Annotated in this window: 22 protein-coding genes; 11 read left to right on the top strand and 11 right to left on the bottom strand. The window is 62.9% G+C overall.

Translation table 11 applies throughout. The features are described 5' to 3' along the window. Positions 1–9 precede the first annotated feature (9 nt). From D0T21_RS18925 to D0T21_RS18945, 5 genes are all read left to right on the top strand, one after another. Complete coding sequence (locus D0T21_RS18925; RefSeq protein ID WP_116991642.1) at positions 10–1,692, top strand: PAS domain-containing sensor histidine kinase; 1,683 nt, start codon at positions 10–12, stop codon at positions 1,690–1,692. A gap of 12 nt (positions 1,693–1,704) precedes the next feature. Then, positions 1,705–3,216: a sigma-54 dependent transcriptional regulator gene (locus D0T21_RS18930; protein WP_116991641.1), complete on the top strand. Its 1,512-nt coding sequence runs from the start codon at positions 1,705–1,707 to the stop codon at positions 3,214–3,216. Continuing rightward, complete coding sequence (gene ampD / locus D0T21_RS18935) at positions 3,213–3,848, top strand: 1,6-anhydro-N-acetylmuramyl-L-alanine amidase AmpD (protein ID WP_116991640.1); 636 nt, start codon at positions 3,213–3,215, stop codon at positions 3,846–3,848. The genes D0T21_RS18930 and ampD overlap by 4 nt, the downstream gene beginning before the upstream one ends. A 268-nt stretch (positions 3,849–4,116) precedes the next feature. Then, positions 4,117–7,071 (top strand): ribonucleoside-diphosphate reductase subunit alpha, encoded by a 2,955-nt coding sequence (locus D0T21_RS18940; RefSeq protein ID WP_116991639.1) that lies wholly within the window; start codon positions 4,117–4,119, stop codon positions 7,069–7,071. Positions 7,072–7,150: 79 nt separating this feature from the next. After that, positions 7,151–8,266 carry a ribonucleotide-diphosphate reductase subunit beta gene (locus D0T21_RS18945; RefSeq protein ID WP_116991638.1) on the top strand — a complete coding sequence of 372 codons (1,116 nt, stop codon included), beginning with the start codon at positions 7,151–7,153 and terminating at the stop codon, positions 8,264–8,266. Positions 8,267–8,323: 57 nt separating this feature from the next. On the opposite strand, the gene D0T21_RS18950 is transcribed toward D0T21_RS18945, so the two are convergent. The 3 genes from D0T21_RS18950 to D0T21_RS31775 are packed head-to-tail and all read right to left on the bottom strand — an operon-like array spanning position 8,324 to position 10,247. Then, positions 8,324–9,550: a type II toxin-antitoxin system HipA family toxin gene (locus D0T21_RS18950; protein ID WP_116991637.1), complete on the bottom strand. Its 1,227-nt coding sequence runs from the start codon at positions 9,548–9,550 to the stop codon at positions 8,324–8,326. Then, positions 9,547–9,861, bottom strand: a complete 315-nt coding sequence (locus D0T21_RS18955; RefSeq protein ID WP_116991636.1) for a helix-turn-helix transcriptional regulator — start codon at positions 9,859–9,861, stop codon at positions 9,547–9,549. The genes D0T21_RS18950 and D0T21_RS18955 overlap by 4 nt, the downstream gene beginning before the upstream one ends. Beyond that, the gene (locus D0T21_RS31775) at positions 9,846–10,247 is read right to left on the bottom strand and encodes a hypothetical protein (protein ID WP_147328134.1); all 402 of its coding nucleotides are present in this window, start codon (positions 10,245–10,247) and stop codon (positions 9,846–9,848) included. The genes D0T21_RS18955 and D0T21_RS31775 overlap by 16 nt, the downstream gene beginning before the upstream one ends. 816 nt (positions 10,248–11,063) lie before the next feature. On the opposite strand from D0T21_RS31775, the gene D0T21_RS18960 reads away from it, so the two are divergent. Both D0T21_RS18960 and D0T21_RS18965 read left to right on the top strand, forming a co-directional pair. After that, entirely contained in the window at positions 11,064–12,068 is a 1,005-nt protein-coding gene (locus D0T21_RS18960; protein ID WP_116991635.1) for a transcriptional regulator, read from the top strand. Between the two features lie 98 nt (positions 12,069–12,166). Then, positions 12,167–12,679 carry a YggT family protein gene (locus D0T21_RS18965; RefSeq protein WP_116991634.1) on the top strand — a complete coding sequence of 171 codons (513 nt, stop codon included), beginning with the start codon at positions 12,167–12,169 and terminating at the stop codon, positions 12,677–12,679. Between the two features lie 88 nt (positions 12,680–12,767). Here D0T21_RS18965 and D0T21_RS18970 read toward each other — a convergent pair whose 3' ends face one another. From D0T21_RS18970 to D0T21_RS19005, 8 genes are all read right to left on the bottom strand, one after another. Beyond that, the gene (locus D0T21_RS18970) at positions 12,768–13,706 is read right to left on the bottom strand and encodes a carbohydrate kinase family protein (RefSeq protein WP_116991633.1); all 939 of its coding nucleotides are present in this window, start codon (positions 13,704–13,706) and stop codon (positions 12,768–12,770) included. Positions 13,707–13,715: 9 nt separating this feature from the next. Further along, on the bottom strand, positions 13,716–15,212 hold the full coding sequence (locus D0T21_RS18975; protein WP_116991632.1) for a DUF3426 domain-containing protein: 1,497 nt from the start codon (positions 15,210–15,212) through the stop codon (positions 13,716–13,718). Between the two features lie 8 nt (positions 15,213–15,220). Beyond that, positions 15,221–16,153, bottom strand: a complete 933-nt coding sequence (gene prmA / locus D0T21_RS18980) for a 50S ribosomal protein L11 methyltransferase (protein ID WP_116991631.1) — start codon at positions 16,151–16,153, stop codon at positions 15,221–15,223. Continuing rightward, entirely contained in the window at positions 16,153–17,538 is a 1,386-nt protein-coding gene (accC, locus tag D0T21_RS18985; RefSeq protein WP_116991630.1) for an acetyl-CoA carboxylase biotin carboxylase subunit, read from the bottom strand. Before accC ends, prmA begins: the two co-directional genes overlap by 1 nt. 111 nt (positions 17,539–17,649) lie before the next feature. Beyond that, complete coding sequence (accB, locus tag D0T21_RS18990; protein ID WP_116991629.1) at positions 17,650–18,114, bottom strand: acetyl-CoA carboxylase biotin carboxyl carrier protein; 465 nt, start codon at positions 18,112–18,114, stop codon at positions 17,650–17,652. A gap of 89 nt (positions 18,115–18,203) precedes the next feature. Next, on the bottom strand, positions 18,204–18,641 hold the full coding sequence (aroQ, locus tag D0T21_RS18995) for a type II 3-dehydroquinate dehydratase (protein ID WP_020701157.1): 438 nt from the start codon (positions 18,639–18,641) through the stop codon (positions 18,204–18,206). Positions 18,642–18,725: 84 nt separating this feature from the next. Then, positions 18,726–19,274: a TlpA disulfide reductase family protein gene (locus D0T21_RS19000; RefSeq protein WP_116991628.1), complete on the bottom strand. Its 549-nt coding sequence runs from the start codon at positions 19,272–19,274 to the stop codon at positions 18,726–18,728. Further along, positions 19,271–19,912, bottom strand: coding sequence for a hypothetical protein (locus tag D0T21_RS19005; RefSeq protein ID WP_116991627.1), 642 nt, complete (start codon positions 19,910–19,912; stop codon positions 19,271–19,273). Before D0T21_RS19005 ends, D0T21_RS19000 begins: the two co-directional genes overlap by 4 nt. Before the next feature lie 78 nt (positions 19,913–19,990). Here D0T21_RS19005 and mpl point away from each other — a divergent pair, with 78 nt between their 5' ends. From mpl to D0T21_RS19025, 4 genes are read left to right on the top strand one after another with little or no spacing between them, the layout of a single operon-like run. Beyond that, a complete protein-coding gene (gene mpl / locus D0T21_RS19010; RefSeq protein ID WP_116991626.1) occupies positions 19,991–21,358 on the top strand; it encodes a UDP-N-acetylmuramate:L-alanyl-gamma-D-glutamyl-meso-diaminopimelate ligase in 1,368 nt (455 codons plus the stop codon). Next, entirely contained in the window at positions 21,355–21,933 is a 579-nt protein-coding gene (locus D0T21_RS19015; protein ID WP_116991625.1) for a YqiA/YcfP family alpha/beta fold hydrolase, read from the top strand. The genes mpl and D0T21_RS19015 overlap by 4 nt, the downstream gene beginning before the upstream one ends. After that, positions 21,930–22,523 carry a chorismate lyase gene (locus tag D0T21_RS19020; protein ID WP_116991624.1) on the top strand — a complete coding sequence of 198 codons (594 nt, stop codon included), beginning with the start codon at positions 21,930–21,932 and terminating at the stop codon, positions 22,521–22,523. The genes D0T21_RS19015 and D0T21_RS19020 overlap by 4 nt, the downstream gene beginning before the upstream one ends. Positions 22,524–22,525: 2 nt before the next feature. Then, the gene (locus D0T21_RS19025) at positions 22,526–24,553 is read left to right on the top strand and encodes a ribonuclease catalytic domain-containing protein (protein ID WP_116991623.1); all 2,028 of its coding nucleotides are present in this window, start codon (positions 22,526–22,528) and stop codon (positions 24,551–24,553) included. Positions 24,554–24,613: the final 60 nt, after the last annotated feature.

Below are 24,613 nucleotides of genomic sequence, written 5' to 3' on the forward strand. Positions count from 1 at the left end.
ACCCCGCGCGTGATCGCGCGCCTGCAAGCCCTGTCGGCCGAATCGCGCGCAACCTTCTGGCGCTCGCTGCAGACGCTGAACGCCACCCGCGTGGTGATCGCGCTGGTGCTGCTGGTCTACCTGAGCTTCGACAACCACGGCCTGCGCGCCTCCGGCCCCTATCTCTACCTGCAGATCTGCCTGATCTACCTGGGCCTGGCGATCGTGTTCGCGCTGACGGCGGTCTACTGGCAGCGCCGCTTCCTGTTGCAGCTGCTGTCGCAGATCGCCTGCGACCTGGCCATCATCTCGCTGCTGTATGTGGCCGGCGGCGGCTTGCGCAGCGGCCTGGCCATCCTCTATTTGTTCCCGCTGGCCGGTTCGGCCATCCTGGCGCCGCTGATGCTGTCGCTGTTCTGCGCCGCGCTGGTGGCGCTGTTCATGCTGGGCGAATCGACCTGGCAGGTGTTCATGATGGAGGGCGACCAGCCCTACCTGCAGGCGGGCCTGTACGGCGCGGCCTTCTTTGCCGCGGTGTTCGTGGTCAACCGCATGGCGGCCAAGCTGATCGGCCAGGAAGAACTGGCGATCCAGCGCGGCGTCGAGATCACCGTGCAGCAGGCTGTGAACCAGCTGGTGATGGCCAACGTCGGCGACGGCATCCTGGTGGTCGATCCCGACGGCCAGGTGTTCGCCGGCAATCCGGCGGCGCAGCAGATGCTGGGCATGGTCGGGCCGGAGATGAAGTTGCGCCTGTCGGCCGCCGCCGCGCTGGCGCCGCTGGCGCAGGCCTACGCCGAATGGCGCGCCGACGCCGCGCGCAGCACCGCCTATGTCACCATCAAGCCGTATGCCGAGGCGGCGTTGCAGGACGTGACGGCCGCCTGGAGCGCGCGCCGCGACCTCTCCGCGCATCTGAAAGTGCGCTTCGCGGCGGTCAACACGGCCGGCCTGGGCACCGAGCGCAGCGTGATCTTTTTGCAGGACGTGACCGGCATCGAAAACCAGGCGCAGCAACTGAAGCTGGCGTCGATGGGGCGGCTCACCGCCAGCATCGCGCACGAGGTGCGCAATCCGCTGTCGGCCATCGGCCACGCCACCGCGCTGCTGGGCGAGGACCTCGACAGCACGGTCCACCTGCGCTTGCTGAAGATCGTCGGCGACAACGTGGCGCGGGTCAACCGCATGGTCGAGGACATCCTGCAGCTGTCGCGCAAGGTGCAGCCGCACAGCGAGCCGCTGGCGCTGGACGTCTTCCTGGCCGAACTGAAAACCGAGTTCATCGAGACCCACGGCCTGACGCCGGACATCATCGGCGCCTCGGCGCCGGCCGGCACGCTGGTGCGCTTCGACGCGCTGCACCTGCGCGAGGTGGTGCTCAACCTGCTCAACAACGCGGTGCGCTACGCCAGCGGCGGGCCGGACTCGATCCGCATGGACCTGGTCAGCGACAAGGCGCGGCGCATGGAACTGCATGTGCAGGACGACGGCCCCGGCATCTCGCCCGAGGTGCGCGCCCACCTGTTCGAACCGTTTTACACCACATCCAGCAAGGGCACCGGGCTGGGACTATATCTGGCGCGCGAATTGTGTTTGAATAACGAGGCGCGACTGGACTACGAATATCGTTTTGATATCAAAGCCAGCCCCGATGGGACTCCCCGCTCGCGCGGGCGATTTGTAATCACCTTCGCCCATCCGGCGCAGACGTAGAAAGGCTGTTTGATGAGTGCTAGAGGTTCCCAACGCGCGCCTCGCGTGCTGGTCGTCGACGATGAGGCCGACCTGCGCGAGCTGCTGGAACTGACCCTGCTGAAAATGGGCCTGGACGTCGACAGCGCCGCCACGCTGGCGCAGGCGCGCGGCCTGCTGGCCACGCCGGAACGCGAGTACCAGCTGGTGCTGACCGACATGCGCCTGCCCGACGGCCTGGGGCTGGAACTGGTGCGCGAAGTCAGCGCCGCATATAAGAACACGCCGATCGCGGTGGTGACGGCTTTCGGCAGTGCCGACAACGCCGTCATCGCGCTCAAGGCCGGCGCCTTCGACTACATCTCCAAGCCGGTGGCGCTGGACCAGCTGCGGGTGATGGTGCAGTCGGCGCTGCGGCTGAACGCCGAGCCGCCGGCAGGCGAAGCGCTCAACGCCGAGCCGCCGGCCAGCCGCCTGAAGGGCGAATCGGCCGTGATCCAGGCGCTGCGCGCGCAGATCGCGCGGCTGGCGCGTTCGATGGCGCCGATCGCCATCAACGGCGAATCGGGCAGCGGCAAGGAGCTGGCGGCGCGCGAGATCCACGCCCAGAGTTCGCGCAACGGCAAACCTTTCATCGCCGTCAACTGCGGCGCCATTCCCGAGGCGCTGATGGAGGCCGAGTTCTTCGGCTACCGCAAGGGCGCTTTCACCGGCGCGGCCGATGAGCGCGACGGCTTCTTCCAGGCGGCCAACGGCGGCACGCTGATGCTCGACGAGGTGGCCGACCTGCCGCTGGCGATGCAGGTCAAGCTGCTGCGGGCGATCCAGGAGCGGCGCGTGCGCAAGATCGGCGCCACCGCCGAGGAGCCGGTCGATGTGCGCATCATTAGCGCGACCCACAAGAATTTGGCGCAGTGCGTGGAGCAGGGCAGCTTCCGCCAGGATCTGTTCTACCGCCTGAACGTGATTGAACTGAGCCTGCCGCCGCTGCGCGAACGGCTCGACGACCTGGCCGTGCTGACCGGCGCCATCCTCGAGCGGCTGGGCACCTTCGAACACCAGGTGCGGCTGGGCGAGGGCGTGCTCGATGCGCTGCGCGGCTACTCCTTCCCCGGCAATGTGCGCGAACTGGAAAACATCCTGGAACGGGCGCTGGCCTTCGCCAACGACGGCGTGATCGAAGTGGCCGACCTGGCGCTGAAGGGCGCGCGCATGGTCGAAGCCATCGTGCCGCTGCCGACGCCCGCGCTGCCGGCGCCCTACCTGGCCGCCACCGAAGCCGCCGCGCTGGGCGTGGCGCCGTTGCCGTCGCCGCCGCCGGCCGAGCCGGCGCCGTCCGCCGCAAGCACGCCGCCGCTGCCGCATCTGGACGCGCTGCCCAGCAGCCTGCCCGACTACCTGAACCAGATCGAGCGCGACATCATCCTGCGCGCGCTGGCGCAGACCCAGTTCAACCGCACCCAGGCCGCCCAGCTGCTGGGCATCAGCTTCCGCCAGCTGCGCTACCAGATGCAGAAGCTGAACATCCAGGAGCCGGAGGCGTGAAGCCGCCGGAACTGGGCGCCGACGGCTGGTGGCTGCCGGCCCTGCGCTACGACAGCCCGCACACCGACTGCCGTCCCGACCCGGCCGACATCACGCTGCTGGTGGTCCATAACATCTCGCTGCCGGGCGGTTGTTTCGGCGGTCCGCACGTGTCCGACCTGTTCAGCGGCCGCTTGGACTATAATACTGACCCCTCGTTCGCGGACCTGCGAGGGTTGAAAGTGTCGAGCCATTTTTTCATCCGCCGTGACGGCCGCGTGATGCAGTATGTTTCTGCTAACGAGCGGGCCTGGCACGCGGGTGTATCGGCGTTCCAGGGACGGGAGAAGTGCAACGACTATTCGATCGGCGTCGAGCTGGAAGGCACCGACGACAGCGGTTTCGAGCCGGCCCAGTACCAGGCGCTGGCGGCGCTGACGCTGGCGCTGCAAACGCGCTATCCGCTGACCGATGTGCAGGGTCATGAGCACATCGCGCCGGGCCGGAAAACCGACCCGGGACCGTTGTTCGATTGGGAATGCTATCGCAAAATCTGGCAGACTTTGCTTAATCAAAAGGCACCGGATGAGCTCGCGTTAGTGGGCGCTAGCGCCGGACTACGCTTTGCAAAAGGGCTTCCACAAAGTCAATAGAAAAATTGCCGTTTAAGGCAAAATTTCCACTTGTCTTACCCTTACCTGACCACTACAATCAGTGTATCGATTCACACCAATCACTAGATATAGTAGTTCTCATGACACTGGTTCTTAAACTATTTACAAGCCGACAAGGCCAGTTCATCACCCATTTTATTGCAGTTTAACCAGCCAGGCAGGTTTGGCAGGTCGCTTCATTTTGGCCTTTTTTCATACAACATTACGTCGCGCAGCACTGACTGCACGCTGTTATCGGGGAGCTTAAATGCAATCTACTCAAGACATCACCATCAATCCAGCGCTGGTACCAGCAGCCGCTGCGAGCACCGCCAGCAGCCCGGTCACGGCCGCCAGCGATCTCGGTGACTACCGCATCATCCGCCGTAACGGCGCGGTCGTCGCGTTTGAACCGTCGAAAATCGCCATCGCCGTGACCAAGGCCTTTTTGGCCGTTAACGGCGGCCAGGGCGCAGCTTCGGCGCGCGTGCGCGAATTGGTAGAACAGCTGACCGCCAGCGTGGTCACCGCACTGGTGCGCCGCCAGCCATCGGGCGGCACCTTCCACATCGAAGACGTGCAAGACCAGGTTGAACTGGCGCTGATGCGCTCCGGCGAACACGATGTCGCCCGCGCCTACGTGCTGTATCGCGCCAAGCACATGGAAGAGCGCCGCGCCGCCAAGGAAGCCCAAGGCGCCGCCGCCACGATCGACGCACCGCAAATCCACGTGCTGGAAAACGGCGAGCGCAAGCCGCTGGAAATGGACCGCGTCACCGGCCTGATTAACGCCGCCTGCATCGGCCTGGAAAAGCACGTCGACGCCGACGCCATCCTGGCCGAGACGCTGAAGAACCTGTACGACGGCGTGCCGGTCGAAGAACTGCACAAATCCGCCATCCTGGCCGCCCGCGCGCTGATGGAAAAAGATCCGGCCTACTCGCAAGTGACGGCCCGCATCCTGCTGCACACGATCCGCAAGGAAGTCTTCGGCAAGGAAGTCGCGCAGGGCGCCGCTGCCGCCGAATACGTGACCTACTTCCCGCAATACATCGCCAAGGGCATCACCAACGAATTGCTGGACGTCAAACTGGCCGAGTTCGACCTGGCCCGCCTGGCCAAGGCGCTGGTCGCCGACCGCGATCTGCAGTTCGGCTACATCGGCCTGCAAACCCTGTACGACCGCTACTTCCTGCACGTCCGCGACGTCCGCATCGAAATGCCGCAGGCGTTCTACATGCGCGTCGCCATGGGCCTGGCCCTGAACGAAAGCGACCGCGAAGCGCGCGCCATCGAGTTCTACAACCTGCTGTCGACCTTCGACTTCATGTCGTCGACCCCGACGCTGTTCAACTCGGGCACCCTGCGTTCGCAGCTGTCGTCGTGCTACCTGACCACCGTGTCGGACGACCTGGAAGGCATCTACGACGCCATCAAGGAAAACGCGTTGCTGGCGAAATTCGCCGGCGGCCTGGGTAACGACTGGACCCCTGTGCGCGCACTGGGCGCCCACATCAAGGGCACCAACGGCAAATCGCAAGGCGTGGTGCCGTTCCTGAAAGTGGTCAACGACACCGCCGTCGCGGTCAACCAGGGCGGCAAGCGCAAGGGCGCGGTCTGCGCCTACCTGGAAACCTGGCACATGGACATCGAAGAGTTCTTGGACCTGCGCAAGAACACCGGCGACGACCGCCGCCGCACCCACGACATGAACACCGCCAACTGGATCCCGGACATGTTCATGAAGCGCGTGATGGAAAAAGGCGACTGGACCCTGTTCTCGCCGTCCGACACGCCTGACCTGCACGACCTGGTCGGCAAGGCCTTCGAAAAAGCCTACCTGGGCTACGAAGCCAAGGCCGCCGCCGGCGAAATCCGCGTGTTCAAGAAGATCGCCGCGCTGGACCTGTGGCGCAAGATGCTGTCGATGCTGTTCGAAACCGGCCACCCATGGATCACGTTCAAAGACCCATGCAACATCCGTTCGCCACAGTCACACGTCGGCATGGTCCACAGCTCCAACCTGTGCACCGAGATCACGCTGAACACCGGCCCTGACGAAATCGCCGTCTGCAACCTGGGTTCGGTCAACATGCCAGCCCACATGAAAGAGGGCAAGCTGGATCACGTCAAGCTGAAAAAGACCATCCGCACCGCCATGCGCATGCTGGACAATGTGATCGACATCAATTACTACGCAGTCGACAAAGCGCGCAACGCCAATATGCGTCACCGTCCGGTGGGCCTGGGCGTGATGGGCTTCCAGGACTGCCTGCACATGATGCGCATTCCGTTCTCGTCGAACGAAGCCGTGTCCTTCGCCGACACCTCGATGGAAGCGGTGTGCTACTACGCCTACCTGGCTTCGACCGAACTGGCCGAAGAACGCGGCCACTATCAGTCGTACAAAGGCTCGCTGTGGGATCGTGGCATCCTGCCACAGGACTCGATCAAGCTGCTGGCCGACGAACGCGGCGGCTACCTGGAGCAGGATACCTCGGCCGCCATGGACTGGACCCCGGTGCGCGACCGCATCAAGAAGTTCGGCATGCGTAACTCGAACTGCGTGGCGATCGCTCCGACCGCGACCATTTCGAATATCATTGGCGTGTCGGCTTGCATCGAACCGACCTTCCAGAACCTGTACGTGAAGTCCAACCTGTCGGGCGAGTTCACCGAGATCAACGCCTACCTGGTGCGCGACCTGAAGGCGCGCGACCTGTGGGATGAAGTGATGATCTCTGACCTGAAGTACTTCGACGGCTCGCTGGCCAAGATCGACCGCATCCCGCAAGACCTGCGTGACATTTATGCAACCGCGTTCGAAGTGTCGCCGACCTGGCTGGTGGAAGCAGCATCGCGCCGCCAGAAGTGGATCGACCAGGCGCAGTCGCTGAACATCTACATGGCTGGCGCATCGGGCAAGAAGCTGGACGAGACCTACAAGCTGGCATGGCTGCGTGGCCTGAAAACCACCTACTACCTGCGTACCATCGCCGCCACCCACACGGAGAAATCGACCTCCAAGACCGGCGCGCTGAACGCGGTGGCCGTGGACGGCGGCATGTCGGCCAGCGCGATGTCGGCGGCCGGTCCGGCGACGGCGGCCCTGGCGGGTTCGGCGGCAGCGGCATCGTCGGTGGCGCAAGCCGAAGCCGACGGCGCGGCCTGCTACCTGCGTCCTGGCGACGACGGCTTCGAGGAATGCGAAGCTTGCCAGTAAAAACGTACTAATATAGAGAGTGAACCGTCCCGGCCCGTCCGGGCGGTTCTTTTTACACCGAATTCAGAAGGAAACCACCATGTCGCTGTCCTGGGACGAAGAGGCCGCATCGGCCGCACCGCAAGCTGTCAATCAAGCCGCACTGGCCACCGGCGAAGCCAACGCCGAGCAAGTCGCGCGTCGCGTCAATGCCGACGACAAGCGCATCATCAACGGCAAAACCGACGTCAACCAGCTGGTGCCGTTCAAGTACAAGTGGGCATGGGACAAATACCTGGCCGGCTGCGCCAACCACTGGATGCCGCAGGAAGTGAACATGCAGCGCGATATCGAGCTGTGGAAGAACCCGAACGGCCTGACCGAAGACGAACGTCGTCTGGTCAAGCGCAACCTGGGCTTCTTCGTCACGGCCGACTCGCTGGCCGCCAACAACATCGTGCTGGGCACCTACCGCCACATCACCGCCCCTGAGTGCCGCCAGTACCTGCTGCGCCAGGCCTTCGAAGAGGCGATCCACACCCACGCCTACCAGTACATCGTCGAGTCGCTGGGCCTGGACGAGGCGGAGATCTTTAACGCCTACAACGAAGTGAAGTCGATCCGCGACAAGGACGAGTTCCTGATCCCGTTCATCAACACGCTGACCGACCCGGCCTTCACCACCGGCACCGTGCACAACGACCAGCAGCTGCTGAAGTCGCTGATCGTGTTCGCCTGCCTGATGGAAGGCCTGTTCTTCTACGTCGGCTTCACCCAGATCCTGGCGCTGGGCCGCCAGAACAAGATGATGGGCGCCGCCGAGCAGTACCAGTACATCCTGCGCGACGAGTCGATGCATTGCAATTTCGGCATCGACCTGATCAACACGATCAAGATGGAAAACCCGCTGCTGTGGACGCCTGCGTTCAAGGAAGAGATCAAGCAGCTGTTCCTGAAGGCCGTGGACCTGGAGTACGCCTACGCCGAAGACACCATGCCGCGCGGCGTGCTGGGCCTGAACGCCACCATGTTCAAGGGCTACCTGCGCTTCATCGCCAACCGCCGCGCCACCCAGATCGGCCTGGAGACGCTGTTCGAGCAGGAAGACAACCCGTTCCCATGGATGAGCGAGATGATCGACCTGAAGAAGGAACGCAACTTCTTCGAGACCCGCGTCATCGAATACCAGACCGGCGGCGCGCTGAACTGGGACTGATCGTTACGCTGTTTGTAAAGTTTTAACCAAAAAAAGCCTGGCAATCGCCAGGCTTTTTCATTTCAAGCGGTCGCGATTGGCGTGGATGGCGCGGCCGATGGCTTTGACCGTGGCGGCGCGGATAGGGGCGCTGTGGGCCAGGTCGGCAAACAGACCGGTCTGCGCGGCCATCGCGTCGATGACGCCGCGTGCGTGCCGTTTGGTGACGCCGGCATCCGCAGCCAACCGCAGCAGGTCATCCAGGCCGGGCGCCCGGCTCTCGCCCATGACCGCCATCTGATGTTCGCCTCCGGGGCCGGGATTGAAGCTCAGGTCGTAGCATGGCGATAGCTGCCAGTGCCAGTCCCGGCTCATCCGGTATGAGACGTTCTTGGCATGGTCGTCCCGGTTATTGAACAGCACATTGAAGACGCAGCGCAGGAACGCGGCGTCGACCTGCCGCTGATCGCCGGTCACCAACCGTGTGGCGCGCAGGAAGGTGCTGTAGTCGACCGACGGCAGCCGGAAGTCGACCTGCAGCAGGGCGGCCAGCGTGTGGACCGGCACGCGCATGTCATCTTCGCGGTCGAAGCGCCGGGCGCCGAAGGCCGCCAGTCGCCGGTCCAGATCGAAATGGCGCGTCGCCGGCATGTCCAGGCCACAGTGCCGCGCCAGTTCGGCATACACATGTTCGACCGCGCAGACTTCCTTATGCTCGCCTCGCGCGGGGAACTTGACCAGCCAGGGCTCGCCGCACGTCGCCTCGTCGAGCGTGCTGACCTGGCCATTGGACGAATCGAAGCGCACCAGTACCTTGGGCCGGGAGCCGTGAGGCGATCCACCCAGCAGGACCAATTGTTTGAGGATGACGCTGTCCTTGCCCTCGGCTAGCGTGCGCGCCGCATTCGCCAGGTCCAGTAGATGCAGGTCGTCCGGCGACAGGTGTAGCGGATCGGGCGGCACATAGCTGAGCGCACCCATGCCGCGATCGCCGACGAAGGCCAGCCTGTCGAGCGGCGAGATGCTGCTCTGCGTCCGACCTTGTTTGCGAAATAGTTTATCCATCAGGAGCATGCCCCAGCCATCGGGGAGCGAATCGGCCACCAGGCCGGGCAGCCGTTGCTGATGCGGCGGAAAACCGCTGAACCCTTCGGCACGCAGCGGCAGATGGCGTGGCGACAGTTCCATGCCGCGTCGTAGCGCCTCAGGGGAATACTCAAACAGGATGTCGCTGCCGTTGTCGGCGAGGATGCCGAGCGGCCAATGTTCGCCCCAGCCTTTGAAGATGACGTTCAGCAGTCTCATTTGACTGCAGCTCTGCGCGGAGCGCGCTTGCGGTTTGCCCGCTCCGCTTTTTCCATGGCGGCGACCGACACGATCTTGAGACGGAAAAGTTCGCCCAGGTCGTCCGCAAGGCCAAGCGCCGCGACGACTTGGATGAAGGACATCAGCGAGGCCTGTCCTTTGGATTCCAGGTTCTTGATCGTGCCGCCGGAGAGTCCTGCGCGCTGGGCAAGCTCCACTTGCGACCATCCTTGCATCAGGCGCCGCGCGCGCAAACGGCGTCCGAGTTCGACGCAGATCTCAGGCGTGGTCGCCATCATAAAGTCAAACATATTGCCTCCCATCGAGCATATGCCAGCTTAATGATTAAGATATTACTCCTTAACTTTGCAGCCTGCGCCGCGCGGCTCATAGCGCGACGACGAGTGTCCGCCGCGAACTCATAGCGTAAACACACCGTGCGCTCACCGTCCGCACGCACCGACATCGTCGACTCGAAGCGCAGCGCCGACATCTGCTGGCGCTTCGCTGCGGCGAACTGTGTGAGGCGATGAGGCGCGTCGCCGTCGCGCAGATGCCGCTGCAAAAACGGCGACGAGGAGCGCGCCGCATCACGTCGCGACACGCTCGACGTTTGCGCGCGCGATGCGCGCACGTCGTCGCGATCGGCATCGCAGCACATCAACGCCGGCGCGCACCGCAGTATTCTGCTTGCCATTCGCCGCACTCTGTCTCATAATCGCGACGAAATTAAAACAGTGAGTAGCGGCGGCGCGCAAGCGATGCGCAAGCGCTCTCGGATTCGACAGCGGGTGATGCGGATTTTTTCGCCGGCGACGACGGCGTCGCAGAAACCCAGGCGGCACAAGGCGCGCTTTCAAGCACTCCTTTTTCGCGCGACAGCGCGAACGTTTTTTCGAACTCGATTGAGCGCGCACATCGCGGCGCGACGACGCAAGCAGGCATGCAGAATCGGCATGCGCATGTGAGTTGAAGCGCTTAACGCGAAAAAAAGCGCGTGAATATCTATCGTGCTGGTTGCGCACCGACAAGGTTTTCGTGTACTTTACGAGATTGAAAATGCGTGTTTTGAAGTGTGCAGAAATTTGACGTCGCACACGCCGCAGAAATGATCGCGATACGGGATACAGATTCACACAGATATGCACAAGACCACACCGTTTTTGTTTAGCCGTCTCGCCTGATTAGGTTCAGGCTGGGCGGCTTTTTGTTTGAAAACGAAAACGGTGGAGGTCAGCGACGTAGGTCCCTGGAGCTGAGTACACGCCCGACCACCCGCAAAACGTCGCAACAAGATTTGTACCTGAGCGCCGACCGGCCACGGACGGCGACCAGGTTGATGGCTGAAGTGCTGCACTCGTGAGGGGTTGCAGCAGTTCAGCTGGTGCCGAATTCATTAGCGCAAACCGTAGTTCGTTTGCGCCGATGAATAATTCGCCTGGCCTAATTCCGGGCCGGACGGGTTTAAATCTTGTAATGAATTTTTCCCATCCCCGATGAAGGAGAACTAAAAATGGCAACAGCCGCAAAGAAACCAGCAGCAAAGAAACCGGCCGCAAAAGCCGCCGCCCCAGCGAAGAAGCCTGTCGCAGCGAAAGCCGCCGCCAAGCCAGCAGCAAAAGCTGCCGCCAAACCAGCCGCTAAACCAGCTGTGAAAAAAGCCGCTGCCAAGCCAGTCGCGAAAAAAGCCGCCGCTAAACCAGCAGCCAAGCCAGCAGCAAAAGCAGCAGCTAAACCAGCAGTGAAAAAAGCTGTCGCCAAGCCAGTCGCTAAAAAAGCAGCAGCCAAGCCAGCCGCTAAACCAGCAGCGAAAAAAGCAGCAGCCAAGCCAGCAGCGAAAAAAGTAGCAGCTAAACCAGCAGCGAAAAAAGTCGTCGCTAAAGCAGCAGCGAAACCAGCAGCGAAAAAAGTAGCAGCCAAGCCAGCAGCGAAGAAAGTCGCCGCCAAGCCAGCAGCTAAAAAAGTCGTCGCCAAAGCCGCCGCCAAGCCAGCAGCTAAAAAAGCAGCAGCCAAGCCAGCCGCCAAACCAGCAGCTAAAAAAGCAGCCGCCAAGCCAGCAGCGAAAAAAGTAGCCGCTAAACCAGCAGCGAAAAAAGTCGCGGCCAAACCGGCAGCCAAGCCAGCAGCGAAAGCAGCAGCCAAGCCAGCAGCTAAAAAAGCTGTCGCCAAAAAACCAGTGGTAAAAGCAGCAGCCAAACCGGCTGCAAAGGCCGCGGCTAAGCCAGCAGCAAAAAAGCCGGTTAAAGCAGCTGCTGCCAAGCCAGCTGCTAAAAAGCCAGTCGCCAAGAAGGCCGCCGCTAAACCGGTAGCCGCTCCGGCCGCAGCTCCAGTAGTGGCAGCCGCCGCTCCTGCTGCCAAGCCAGTCGCGAAAAAAGCTGCGCCGAAAAAGGCTGCTGCACCGAAGAAGGAAGCTGTCGCCAAGCCAGCCGCTCCAGCTCCGGCCGCCGCTCCTGCAGCAAAAACCGTGTTGGCACCGGCCGCAGCATGGCCGTTCCCAACCAGCACCCGTCCTAGCTAATTAAATAGCTTCGATGCCTGCTGAGGCAATAGGCCGCTGTGTGAGACAATCACACAGCGGCTTTTTTTTGGAGGGGACTCGTGCTTAGTATCGTTAAGTTGATTGTCGACGCCATCGCCACCCTGTTGGGCGGGGCTTTATTGTTACGTTTCTGGATGCAAGCGATCCGTGTCCGCCCACCGGCATCGGTGGCCCAATTTACCTTCCAGCTGTCGGACTGGCTGGTGCGCCCGCTGCGCCGCATCGTGCCCGGCGTGGGCGGCTATGACTGGGCCAGCCTGATCGGGGCGTTCCTGATCGTGCTGCTGGCCACCTCGGTGATGTACCTGGCCGGCTGGACCACGCCGCTGGTGCTGCTGATGGCCTTCCAGCGCTTCCTGGAATGGATTTTGTACGGCTTCATGGCCTTGCTGGTGATCGAGGCGATCTTCAGCTGGGTGAATCCGCATGCGCCGCTGGCGCCGTTCGTGCGCGCGCTCAACGAGCCGCTGCTGCGGCCTATCCGCCGCGTGGTGCCGCTGGTCGGCAACCTGGACTTGTCGCTGCTGGTGGCGCTGATCCTGCTGCAGATCGCGCTGCTGGTGCTGGGCATGCTGTTCAGCGGACGCTGACCCGCGCCCCAAACAAAAAAAGCCCCGTCTGCACCGGGCGCGCTCTTGAGCGCGTCCAGGCAGGCGGGGCTTTTTGCCGTTGTGCGGCTTAGTAGCGGTAGCCGAAGGCGGCTTCGAAGCGGTCGGCGATCTCGGCGGCCGTCAGCTTGTGGTTCTGCGCGCCCTTGCTGGCGATCTTGATCGCACCCAGCAGGCTGGCCAGGCGGCCGGTGGTTTCCCACTTCCAGCCCTTGGTGATGCCGAACAGCAGGCCGGCGCGGTAGGCGTCGCCGCAACCGGTCGGGTCGATCGCCGCGTCCACCGGCACGGCCGGGATCTCGATGCGCTGGCCGCCGGTGTAAATCTCCGAACCCTTTTCGCCGCGCGTGATGATCAGCGCTTCCAGGCGGCTGGCGATGTCCGGTACGGTCAGGCCGGTGCGGTCCATCAGCAGTTCGATTTCATAGTCGTTGGTGGTGACGTAGGTGGCCTTGTTGATGAACTCGATCAGCTCCTCGCCATTGAACATCGGCAGTTGCTGGCCCGGATCGAAGATGAACGGGATCTGCAGCTTGGCCAGGTCGGCGGCGTGCTTCTTCATGCCCAGGTGGCCGTCCGGCGAGATGATGGCGAGCGCGGCAGGACCAGCCTTGGCGACGTCGTTCTCGTGCGCGTACGACATGGCGCCAGGGTGGAAGGCGTTGATCTGGTTGTTGTCTTCATCGGCGGTGACGAAGCACTGCGCGTTGTAGGCTTCCGGTTTGATCAGGATGTTGTCGGTGGACAGGCCCAGCTTGCGGAAGCGCTCCATGTAGGCGGTGTTGTCCTGGCCCATGACGCCGACGATGCGCGGCTCGCCGCCCAGCATCTGCAGGTTGTAGGCGATATTGGGCGCGCAGCCGCCAAACTCGGTGCGCATGGTCGGCGCCAGGAAGGAGACGTTGACCTTGTGCAGCTGGTCGGCCAGCAGGATGCTGTCGAAGCGGCCGGGGAATTGCAGGATGGTGTCGATAGCGATCGAACCGCAAATCAAAGAGGTCTGGGTCATGATAGGTCTTTAAGGATAGAAGACTGCGATGTGATAGCCGGATGCTTTCAGCTGTTTTAATTCGAAGTACAGTTTGACAGATTGTTCGGTGTGCGGGGCAAAGCCTTTGTCCAGCGCGACGTCTGCGCCCAGGTATTCGCGCGGCGTGAACACGCGGCGCAACACGGCCTTGTCGCTGGCGTCGTCCAGCACCAGTTCGATGTGCGGCCAGGCTTGCGCGGTGGCGCTCTGGTTGCGCAGCTGGGTGGTGAAGGAGAACGTGGTCTCGCTCAGGGTTTGCAGTTCGCCCTGTTCGATGCCGAGGTCGTCGATCTGCGCCGGCAGTTCGATCTTGCAGCCGAGCGCGTTGCAGGCGGCGGTCAGCGCCGGCTTGAGCGGCGGCAGCGCGGCGGCGATCTGGTTGCGGAAGGTGGTCAGGCCCTGGGCCGCCAGGGTTCCCAGCAGTAGCAGCGCGCCCAGGCTCATGGCGATGGTGGCGGCCTTGCCGAATTTCTGGCGGCGGCGGTCGCGCTTGATGAAGCCGGGTTCTTCGGCGTCGTCGTCGGCGGCGAGGGCTTCCTCGGTGGCGGACTCGTCCGGCAGCAGTGCGTGCGCGTGGACGGCCTGGATCTGGGCTTCGGCCAGGCCGGCGGAGGACAGCTGCACCAGCGCTTCCTCGTCGACTTCTTCGAGTTCGTTGAAGCGCTCGGCCTCGCTGACGGACGCGGCGGCGATGGCGGCGGCCGGTGCGGCGTCCAGCGTCGGCTCGCGGCGTTCGTCGGCCAGCATGGAGGTGAAGGCGACGGGCGCGGCGTCGGCCTCGGCGCCATCCTGCTCGATGACGGCCAGTTCGGCTTCCAGCGCGGCTTCCAGTTCTTCGTCCGACATGGCTTCGATGCTGAGCGCGTTTTCGAACGGCTCGGCGTCGGCTTCGGGTTCGGGTTCGGCGTCCCACTGCGGTTCCGGGATGGCGGCTAAGACAGGCTCGGGCTCGGGTTCAGGTTCCGGCTCCGGCTCGGCGTCCGGCTCCACGTCCAGATCGAGGTCGAGGTCCAGCGCTTCTTCCACGGCGGGCGGCAGGCTGGGCGGCTCGGCTGGCAGGGCCAGGGGGCTGGTGGCGATCGGTTCGTCGTCGTAGCGCCCGTCGTCGTATGGCGGGGCGGCGTCAGCCAGCGGCTCGGGCTCGACTGCGGTGGGCGCGTGGATCTGCTCGACTGCTTCGACCGCGTCCATCGCGGTATCGAGCTCAAGCGTGTAAATGGGTTCTGCGGTTTCGCTGCCCAGCACTTCGGCGGCGCGGGTGTCCAGCGCGGCCATCTTCTGGTCGAAGGGCGTGGTGTCAGGCAGTGGGGTAGGGGAGGATGCGGGCGCCGGAGGCGCTGCGGCGAGCGGCTCCAGCAGGGCCGCGTTGCCGTCAAAGACTTCATTGCAGGAGCCACAGCGCACTATGCCCCCACGTAATTTCAACTGGTCATGGGCGACCCGAAATATCGTGTTGCAGTGGGGGCATTTGGTGGCGAGCGCCATTGCTGTGGTTAGCGCGCCGCTGGAACCACATCGCTGCCGAGGCGGCCGTGCAGCGCCACCCAGCCGTCTTGCTCAGCCCACACGCCCAGCTTGATGAACGGGGCGTAGGCCGCGGCCACTTCTTCAGCCTGGCGCGCCAGCACGCCGGACAGGATCAGCGCGCCGCCGTCGGCCACGCGGCCCGACAGCATCGGCGCCATCAGCTTCAGCGGGCTGGACAGGATGTTGGCGACCACGATGTCGAAACGCTGCGTCGCATGCTTCGATTGCGCGAAGGTGTCCGGCAGGAAGTACTCGATTTCGCACTTGTTGCGTTCGGCATTGTCGGCCGCCGATTCGATCGCCTGCGGATCGATGTCCACGCCGACCACTTCGCCGGCGCCGACCTTCTTGGCCACCATCGCCAGGATGCCGGAACCGCAACCGTAGTCGAGCACCGTCTTGCCCGGCGCCGGATTCGCTTCCAGCCACTCCATGCACAGACGGGTGGTCGGGTGCGAGCCGGTGCCGAAGGCCAGGCCCGGATCCAGTTCCAGGATCAGGCCGTTGGCGTCCGGCGCTTCGTGCCAGCTCGGCACGACCCAGATGTTCTTGCCGATATGGATGGGCGCGAACTGCGACTGGGTCAAACGCACCCAGTCCTGCTCTTCCACCTTGCGGGTGGTGAACTTCGGCAGAGTGGTCAAGCCGACTTGTCCTGCAGCGGCGGCCACGATCACGGCCTGGTCGTCGTCTTCGTTGGTCAGGGCGACTACGCGGCTGTGATCCCATGCCGCTTCGGTCGGTTCCATGCCCGGCTCGCCGAACAGCGGTTTTTCCGCGTCGGTGCCTTCGTCCGCGTCTTCCACGGACACCGACAGTGCGCCCACGTCCATCAGGGCTTCCGACAGTGCTTCCGCGTGGTCGCGGGCGATTTCGATGACGATTTCAGTCCAGCTCATTATTGTGGCGCCTTGTTACTCAAACTCAGTTTATGCAGGTCTGGCATGTCTGCCAGCTTTTGTTCCAGATAGTGGATGTTGGTGCCGCCTTCGATGAAACGGGCGTCGACCATCAGCTCGCGGTGCAGCGGGATGTTGGTCTGGATGCCCTCGACCACCATTTCCGACAGCGCGATCTGCATGCGGCGGATCGCCTGCTCGCGGGTGGCGCCGTAAGTGATCACCTTGCCGATCATCGAATCGTAGTGCGGCGGTACATAATACCCCGCATAAGCGTGCGAGTCGACGCGCACGCCCGGACCGCCCGGCACGTGCCAGGACGTGATGCGGCCTGGCGACGGCGTGAACTTGAACGGGTCTTCGGCGTTGATGCGGCACTCGACGGCATGACCGGACAGCATCACGTCGCGCTGGCGGAAGCGCAGCTTCTCGCCGGCGGCGATGCGGATCTGTTCCTGCACGATGTCGATGCCGGTGATCATTTCGGTGACCGGATGTTCGACCTGCACGCGGGTGTTCATCTCGATGAAGTAGAACTCGCCGTTCTCATACAGGAACTCAAAGGTGCCGGCGCCACGGTAGCCGATCTTGCGGCAAGCTTCGGCGCAGCGGTCGCCGACTTTTTCGATCAGCTTGCGCGGGATGCCAGGCGCTGGCGCCTCTTCGATGACCTTCTGGTGGCGGCGCTGCATCGAGCAGTCGCGTTCGCCCAGCCAGACGGCGTTTTTGTGTTCATCGGCGAGGATCTGGATTTCCACGTGACGCGGATTTTCCAGGTACTTCTCCATGTAGACTTCCGGATTGCCGAAAGCGGTGCCCGCTTCGGTCTTGGTCATCGCCACGGCGTTGATCAGTGCGGCTTCGGTATGCACCACGCGCATGCCACGGCCACCACCGCCGCCAGCCGCCTTGATGATGACCGGGTAGCCGACCTTGCGCGCAATTTGCACGATCGCCTTCGGATCATCCGGCAACGCGCCTTCCGAACCTGGCACGCACGGCACGCCGGCCTTGATCATGGTTTGCTTGGCCGAGACCTTGTCGCCCATGATGCGGATCGATTCGGAGCGGGGACCGATGAAGACGAAGCCGGATTTTTCCACGCGTTCGGCGAAGTCGGCGTTTTCCGACAGGAAGCCGTAGCCCGGGTGGATCGCTTCGGCGTCCGTCACTTCGGCGGCGCTGATGATGGCTGGCATGTTCAGGTAGCTGAGCGTCGACGGTGCTGGACCGATACACACCGATTCATCCGCCAACTTCACGTATTTGGCGTCTTTGTCTGCTTCCGAGTGGACCACAACCGTCTTGATGCCCAGTTCGCGGCAAGCGCGCTGGATACGGAGGGCAATTTCGCCACGGTTGGCAATGAGGATTTTTTCAAACATGATAGGTTCGCGTATGTCTGTGAGCACCGGCAGGCCGGTAACGTCAGGTAGAGGAGGGAATGCGGACCAAGCCGGCGCGCCCGTCACCGATGGGGAGGGCGCAGGCCGGTCTTAGCCTATCACAAACAGCGGCTGGCCGAATTCGACCGGTTGGCCGTTCTCGACCAGGATCTGGGTGATCGTGCCGGACTTGTCGGCGTCGATTTCGTTCAGCAGCTTCATCGCTTCGATGATGCACAGGGTGTCGCCTTCCTTGACCACGGCGCCCACTTCGACAAACGCCGGCGAGCCAGGTGCGGACGAACGGTAGAAGGTACCGACCATCGGCGACTTGACCACGTGGCCGGTCGGCTCGGCGGCGACTGCAGCCACCGGAGCGGCGGCTGGCGCGGCGGCTTGGGCCGGGGCGGCGTGGTATTGCGGCATGCCTTGCGGCTGCATCATCACCATCTGGTTTTGCGGCAGGGCGGACGACTTGACGATGCGTACTTTGCTTTCGCCTTCGGTCACTTCGAGCTCGGCGATATCCGATTCCGCGACCAAATCAATCAAGGTCTTCAGCTTGCGTAAATCCATGTAACCCCCAGGAATGTCTTTGTTATGTAAGTGTGAACGGCAGCGCTTTTTGAGCGGAGCCGCGCGAAATTGCGCGCAGATCGCGTAGATTATCGCTTTTTAAGAACGAAGTCGATGGCAAACCGATATCCTTCGATACCCAGTCCGCAAATAGTACCTATAGCGATCGCGCTAAGAAATGAGTGGTGGCGAAACGACTCGCGCTGGTAAATATTCGAAATATGCACTTCAACAAACGGTATCGCCACGCCCGCCAGGGCGTCGCGCAAGGCCACGCTGGTATGCGTCAGGCCGCCCGGATTGATGACGATGGCGTCCACGCCTTCCGCTCTGGCGGCATGGATGCGGTCGATCAGCGCCCCTTCGTGGTTGCTCTGGAAGCAGGACAAGCTCGCGCCCGCTGCCTGGGCTTGTGCCTGGGCAGCGTGTTCGATGTCGGCCAAAGTGCTAGCGCCGTAGACCTCAGGCTCACGGCTACCCAGTAAATTCAGGTTGGGACCGTTGAGCAGTAGGAGGTTTTTTGCCATGGGTTCAGGACCGTTTTCCGCGAAAGTTCCGCATTTTGCCGCCAACCGCCGGCATTGGCAAGAGAAAAAAACTTGTGAAACTATTTACAGAGTTGCCAGGTCCTTGCGCAGTTCGTCAAACTTCAGACGGCCCAGATAGGTCTTCTTGACCTGGCCGTCGGCGCCGATCAACACCGTGTAGGGAAGGCCGCCGCCGCCGTTGCCGAACGATCGCGAGAGGTCAGTGCCGGCCATGCCGGCCACGAAGACTGGGTAGCTGATTTTGAACTTGTCGCTAAATTCGGCGATATTTGTTGGCGAATCTATACCAATTCCGATAACTTGCAGCTTCTTACCCTCTTCTCCGGCGGCCAGCGCCGACAGCTCCGGCATCTCCTGCACGCAGGGACCGCACCACGGAGCCCAGAAATTGACCAGCATGGCCTTGCCTTTATATTGGGCCAGGGACTGCGAGACACCTTTTGCGTCCGGCAGGGACTGCTTATATAAGGCGTCCACCGGACCGGTGACGCCGGCCGGCTGGGTGGTGGTGATTGGCGGTGCCGGCGGTTTTTTATTTAAGCCGACATAGGCGCCGGAGGCGGCGAATAGCAAAGCGACAACAACGTAGGCTGCGAGATGTTTTTGGTTCATGGTTGAGTTTGATCAGGTTTTTCGTGAGTACTGTTAACTAGTAGGGCGCGTACGGCGGCGATATCGGCGCGCATCAATTTGCCATCGCCACGGGTTTTGACGGCGCCGCGCAAATCGTCCAGCTCATATAAGGCGGCGTGCACGCCTTCCTTGTGCCACATGAAGCTGACCGTTTCGACCGAGCCGTGGCGCGGGCCCTTGAAGTGCGGCGTCTCGGAGATGTCGATTTGCAAATTACGGTTCAGCAGGAAGATCTCCACTTCCTTGGCGCTGTCGGCGAACAGTTGCAGGTGGATGTCGTCGTGCGGGCCGGCCGTGCCATTTAATACGGCGCCGGTCAGGTAGGGATGGAAGGCTGCCAGGCCATCCATGATGTCGACCGCCAGGGTGCGCAGCCGGAACAGGCGCGCGGGCTGGGTGTCGGCATGGAATAGCGACTGGTAGATCCGCACTTCCGCCTCGATCTGGGCGTTGTCCGGCAGCAGGTTGGGCGGCGGCTGGGTGTCGCCGAGGATCTGCTTGGCGGCCTTGCGCTTGGCCGCGTTGTAGTCCAGGCCATCCTGGGCGATCAGGCGTGCGGCGGCCGCGGCGATCTCCGCACGCAGCAGCAGGACTTCTTCGATAACATTCGGCGTCATGGACGAGATAATACTCTTAACCGGGAAAAGGGCGTCGGGTCAGGTAAAATCCCGTATTCAATCGTCGTCTTGATCACTATGCATATTCATATCCTCGGTATTTGCGGCACCTTCATGGGCGGCCTGGCCGTCCTGGCAAAAGAAGCGGGCCACCGCGTGACGGGTTGCGATGCCAACGTGTATCCGCCCATGAGCACCCAGCTGGAAGCCCAGGGCATAGAACTGATACAGGGCTTCGGCCCGGAGCAGGTGCAGCTCAACCCCGACCTGTACGTGATCGGCAACGTGGTTTCGCGCGGCAATCCGCTGATCGAAGAGATCATGAATCGCGGCCTGCCCTTCGTTTCCGGCCCGCAGTGGATCGGTGACCACATATTAAAAGACAAATGGGTATTGGCCGTGGCCGGCACGCACGGCAAGACCACCACCTCGGCCATGCTGACCTGGATCCTGGAAGACGCCGGCTACGCGCCCGGCTTCCTGATCGGCGGCGTGCCGATGAACTTCGGCGTCTCGGCGCGCATGCAAGGCGATAAGGATTCGATCTTCTTCGTCATCGAGGCCGACGAGTACGACACCGCCTTCTTCGACAAGCGCAGCAAGTTCGTGCACTACCACGCGAAGACCGCGATCCTGAACAACCTGGAATACGATCACGCCGACATCTTCCCCGATCTGGGCGCGATTGAAACCCAATTCCATCACCTGGTGCGCACCGTGCCCGGCATCGGCCGCGTCGTGTTCAACGCCGACGAGCCGGCGCTGCAACGCGTGCTGAAGCGCGGCTGCTGGAGCGAGAAGGAAAGCTTCGGCCGCACGGAAGGTGCCGATTGGGCGATGAACGAATACGATGACGGCAGCTTCGACGTGATCTTCGGCGGCGAAGTGGCCGGTCGCGTGGAGTGGAGCCTGACCGGCAAGCATAACCGCGCCAACGCGCTGGCCGCGATCGCCGCCGCCCGTCACGTAGGCGTGCCGGTGGCGCAGGCGGCCAAGTCGCTGGCCACCTTCGAGAACGTCAAGCGCCGCATGGAAGTGCGCGGCGTGGTAAACGGTATTACTGTTTATGACGATTTCGCCCACCATCCGACCGCCATCGCCACCACCGTCGGCGGCCTGCGCCAGAAGATAGGCAAACAAGCGCGTATTCTGGCCGTGCTGGAGCCTCGCTCCAACACCATGAAGCTGGGCGCGATGAAGGATGCGCTGCCGGGCAGCCTGTCCGACGCCGACCTGGTGTTCGGCTTCGGCAGCCAGCAGGCGCTGGGCTGGAGCCTGGGCGATGCATTGGCGCCGCTGGGCCAGGTCGCCAGCGCCTATGAAGACATCGACGTGCTGGTCGCCGCCATCGTCAAGGCCGCGCAGCCGGGCGACCAGATCCTCGTGATGAGCAACGGCGGCTTCGGCGGCGTGCACAACAAGATCCTGGAAGCGCTGGCGCGATGATTCTTTATCTGCACGGATTCCGCTCGTCGCCAAAATCGATGAAGGCGCGCGTGATGGGCGAACGCATGGCGGCGCTGGGTTTGTCGGCGCAGTTCATCTGCCCGCAGTTGCCGGCCTCACCGAAGCTGGCGATGGAATTGGCGCTCTCTTTAATAGAGGGCATTCCTGCCAGCGAGCTGACCATCGTCGGTTCTTCGCTGGGCGGCTACTACGCCACCTGGCTGGCCGAGCGCATCGGCTGCCGTGCTGTGCTGCTGAACCCGGCCATCGTGCCGCTCAAGGACCTGGACAAGCATGTCGGCGTGACCACGCAATACCATTCCGACGAGCCGTTCGAGTTCAAGCGCGAATACATCGAGGAACTGCGCGCGTTGGCCGTCAACCCGGTCACGCGCCAGGAGCGCTACTTCCTGATCGCCGCCACCGGCGACGAAGTGCTGGACTATCGCGACATGGTGGCGCACTATGCGGGCGCGCGCCAGCAGGTCATCGAAGGCAGCGACCATGCCATTTCCGAGTTCCCCGACTATGTGGAGTCTGTTCTGGAGTTTTGCGGTATCGAGGCACAGCAGTGACGGCCTCTACGCGTGGCGCGTCGCTGCGGCAGACGCAGTGGCAGCCGCATGTGCTGGCGCTGAATGCGCCGCACGCCTACCGCGAGTGGCTGACGGCCGACGGTTCGCTGACCGCCAAGCTGAAGGATCATAGCCGGGCGTTCCGCGTGCAGTGCCTGCATCAGACCACGGCGCGCTGCCTGACGGACGAGGCGGTGGCGATCGGCATGCACAGGCCCGGCCGCGTCTGGGAGAGGGAAGTGCTGTTGCGGTGTGATAATACGCCTGTGGTGTTCGCGCACACGGTGGTGCCGATGTCGGCCACGGCCACGGACTGGCCATTGTTCAGCGCACTGGGCGAGCGCTCGCTGGGATCGACCTTGTTTGGCGACCCGCAAGTGCGGCGCGGTGTTTTGGAATTTGCAAGATTGCGGGAAGGACATCCCCTGGCGCAGCGCGCGCGCAAGGCGCTCGGGTTGGATGGTCCGCAAGAACTCATATTGTATGCACGGCGCTGTTTATATCGGCGCCGTCAGGGTACCCTGCTGGTGACGGAAGTGTTTCTGCCTTCCGTGCTGGAATTGAAACTAATAACAACGAACAGAAGCTAGCAATGAATCTATTTTTCGAAGAATCCGGCGATTTCAAGGTCGGCTCCATGATGTCGCAAGCGGGCGAGGCCTACCAGGTTGAAATGGCCAGCGGCAAGCGCACCAAGGTCAAGATCAAGGACGTGCTGCTGCAGTACGAGAAGCCGTCGCCGACGGATTTGATGGAACAGGCCAAGGCGATCGCCGCCGGCATCGACCTCGACTTTCTGTGGGAAGTGGCGGGCGAAGAGGAATTCGGTTTCGCCGAACTGGGCGCGGAATACTTCGGCCACGCGCCGCTGCCGGCCGAAGCCGCCGGCCTGATCCTGAGCCTGCATTCGGCGCCGATCTACTTCTACAAAAAAGGCCGCGGCCGCTACAAGGCCGCGCCCGAGCAATCGCTGCGCGCCGCCCAAGCCGGCATCGAGAAAAAGAAACAGCAGGCGCTGGTGCAGGCCGAGTACGTCGAAGAGCTGAAGGCCAACAAATTGCCGGCCTCGATGCAGAACATCGTCATGCAGCTGTTGTTCAAGCCGGACAAGAATTCGATCGAATACAAGGCGATGGAAGCGGCCTGCAACGAGCTGCACACCAATCCGCAGCGCTTGATGCTGGCGGCCGGTGGTGTGGCGTCGCCGAAGGCGCTGCACATGGCCAAGTTCCTGTTCGAGAATTTCCCGCGCGGCGCCGGCTTCCCGGACGTGCCGGTGCCGGTGGCGCCGACCAAGCTGCCGCTGGCGAACGTGCAAGCGTTCTCGATCGACGATGTCACCACCACCGAGATCGACGACGCCTTCTCCGTCACCAGGCTGGACGACGGCAACCTCAAGATCGGCATCCACATCGCCGCGCCTGGCCTGGGCATACAGCCGGACGACGCGGTCGACAAGATGGCGCGCGCGCGCATGTCCACCGTCTACATGCCTGGCGATAAGATCACCATGCTGCCGGACTCCATCGTCGAAGCATTCACGCTGGCCGAGGGCAAGACCTGCCCGGCGCTGTCGCTGTACGCCACCCTGAACCCGGCCGACTGGTCGGTGCTCGCCACCGAGACCCGCGCCGAGATGGTGCCGATCGCGAACAACCTGCGCCACAACGACCTCGACGACCTGGTCAACGAAGAAACGCTGGCCAGCGGCGAGGGCGACTATCCGCACAAGGAATCGCTGGGCCTGATCTGGCAATGGGCGCAAGTGCTGGAAGCGGCGCGCATGGTCAAGCGCGAAGGCTTCGGCCTGAAGCCGGAACAGAACAACCGCGTGGACTTCAACTTCTACGTGGAAGACGACGTGGTCACGGTCAGCCGCCGCAAGCGCGGCGCGCCGCTGGACAAGATCGTCGCCGAACTGATGATCTTCGCCAACAGCACCTGGGGCAAGCTGATGCACGACCATGGCGTGCCGGGCATTTACCGCAGCCAGGGCCAGGGCGTGGGCGGCTGGGCCGCCAAGATGCAGGTGCGCATGCTGACCCATGCGGCGCCGCACCAGGGCCTGGGCGTGGACCAGTACGCATGGAGCACGTCGCCTTTGCGCCGCTATACCGACCTGGTCAACCAATGGCAGATCCTGGCCTGCGCCGAGCACGGCGTGACCGCGCCGCTGGTCGCGCACTTCAAGCACAAGGACGCCAACCTGTTCGCGATCGTGTCGCAGTTCGACGCGGCGTACGCGGCCTATGGCGATCACCAGTCGAACATGGAACGCTACTGGTGCCTGCGCTGGCTGGGCCAGCAGGACGCGCGCCAGGTCGAGGCCGTGGTGCTGAAGGACGAGGTGCTGCGCCTGGTCGATATTCCGCTGATCATCCGCATGCCGGGCATGCCGCAAGTGGCGCGCGGCGCGCAGGTCAAGCTGGACATCCTGCGCTGGGACGAAGTGGACCTGACCATCGAAGCCCGCATTCTGGAAATCCCGACCACCGAAACGGTGGCCGCCGATGCCGAGTTGGACTACGAGGACGAGGAAGCGGGCGATGCGCCGGAAGAAGCGGTGGATGCGCCGGAAGTGGCTGTCGAGGCTGCCGCCGAGGAGCCGGCTGCAGAGTAAGCAAACTCAAAAAGCCGCAGCCTCGCGCTTGCTTTGACGTAAAATCAGCCCTAACTTTCC

The sequence above is a fragment of the Duganella sp. BJB476 genome (assembly GCF_003416895.1).
Taxonomy (GTDB): Bacteria; Pseudomonadota; Gammaproteobacteria; order Burkholderiales; family Burkholderiaceae_D; genus Rugamonas.

What these genes read in the sequence shown, in the direction of transcription:
- D0T21_RS18930 (WP_116991641.1), top strand. Translation starts at nt 1,705, where the DNA reads ATGAGTGCTAGAGGTTCCCAACGCGCGCCTCGCGTGCTGGTCGTCGAC.
- D0T21_RS18940 (WP_116991639.1), top strand. Translation starts at nt 4,117, where the DNA reads ATGCAATCTACTCAAGACATCACCATCAATCCAGCGCTGGTACCAGCA.
- D0T21_RS18945 (WP_116991638.1), top strand. Translation starts at nt 7,151, where the DNA reads ATGTCGCTGTCCTGGGACGAAGAGGCCGCATCGGCCGCACCGCAAGCT.
- D0T21_RS18950 (WP_116991637.1), bottom strand. Translation starts at nt 9,550, where the DNA reads ATGAGACTGCTGAACGTCATCTTCAAAGGCTGGGGCGAACATTGGCCG.
- D0T21_RS18955 (WP_116991636.1), bottom strand. Translation starts at nt 9,861, where the DNA reads ATGTTTGACTTTATGATGGCGACCACGCCTGAGATCTGCGTCGAACTC.
- D0T21_RS31775 (WP_147328134.1), bottom strand. Translation starts at nt 10,247, where the DNA reads ATGGCAAGCAGAATACTGCGGTGCGCGCCGGCGTTGATGTGCTGCGAT.
- D0T21_RS18960 (WP_116991635.1), top strand. Translation starts at nt 11,064, where the DNA reads ATGGCAACAGCCGCAAAGAAACCAGCAGCAAAGAAACCGGCCGCAAAA.
- D0T21_RS18970 (WP_116991633.1), bottom strand. Translation starts at nt 13,706, where the DNA reads ATGACCCAGACCTCTTTGATTTGCGGTTCGATCGCTATCGACACCATC.
- D0T21_RS18975 (WP_116991632.1), bottom strand. Translation starts at nt 15,212, where the DNA reads ATGGCGCTCGCCACCAAATGCCCCCACTGCAACACGATATTTCGGGTC.
- prmA (WP_116991631.1), bottom strand. Translation starts at nt 16,153, where the DNA reads ATGAGCTGGACTGAAATCGTCATCGAAATCGCCCGCGACCACGCGGAA.
- accC (WP_116991630.1), bottom strand. Translation starts at nt 17,538, where the DNA reads ATGTTTGAAAAAATCCTCATTGCCAACCGTGGCGAAATTGCCCTCCGT.
- accB (WP_116991629.1), bottom strand. Translation starts at nt 18,114, where the DNA reads ATGGATTTACGCAAGCTGAAGACCTTGATTGATTTGGTCGCGGAATCG.
- aroQ (WP_020701157.1), bottom strand. Translation starts at nt 18,641, where the DNA reads ATGGCAAAAAACCTCCTACTGCTCAACGGTCCCAACCTGAATTTACTG.
- D0T21_RS19000 (WP_116991628.1), bottom strand. Translation starts at nt 19,274, where the DNA reads ATGAACCAAAAACATCTCGCAGCCTACGTTGTTGTCGCTTTGCTATTC.
- D0T21_RS19005 (WP_116991627.1), bottom strand. Translation starts at nt 19,912, where the DNA reads ATGACGCCGAATGTTATCGAAGAAGTCCTGCTGCTGCGTGCGGAGATC.
- mpl (WP_116991626.1), top strand. Translation starts at nt 19,991, where the DNA reads ATGCATATTCATATCCTCGGTATTTGCGGCACCTTCATGGGCGGCCTG.
- D0T21_RS19015 (WP_116991625.1), top strand. Translation starts at nt 21,355, where the DNA reads ATGATTCTTTATCTGCACGGATTCCGCTCGTCGCCAAAATCGATGAAG.
- D0T21_RS19025 (WP_116991623.1), top strand. Translation starts at nt 22,526, where the DNA reads ATGAATCTATTTTTCGAAGAATCCGGCGATTTCAAGGTCGGCTCCATG.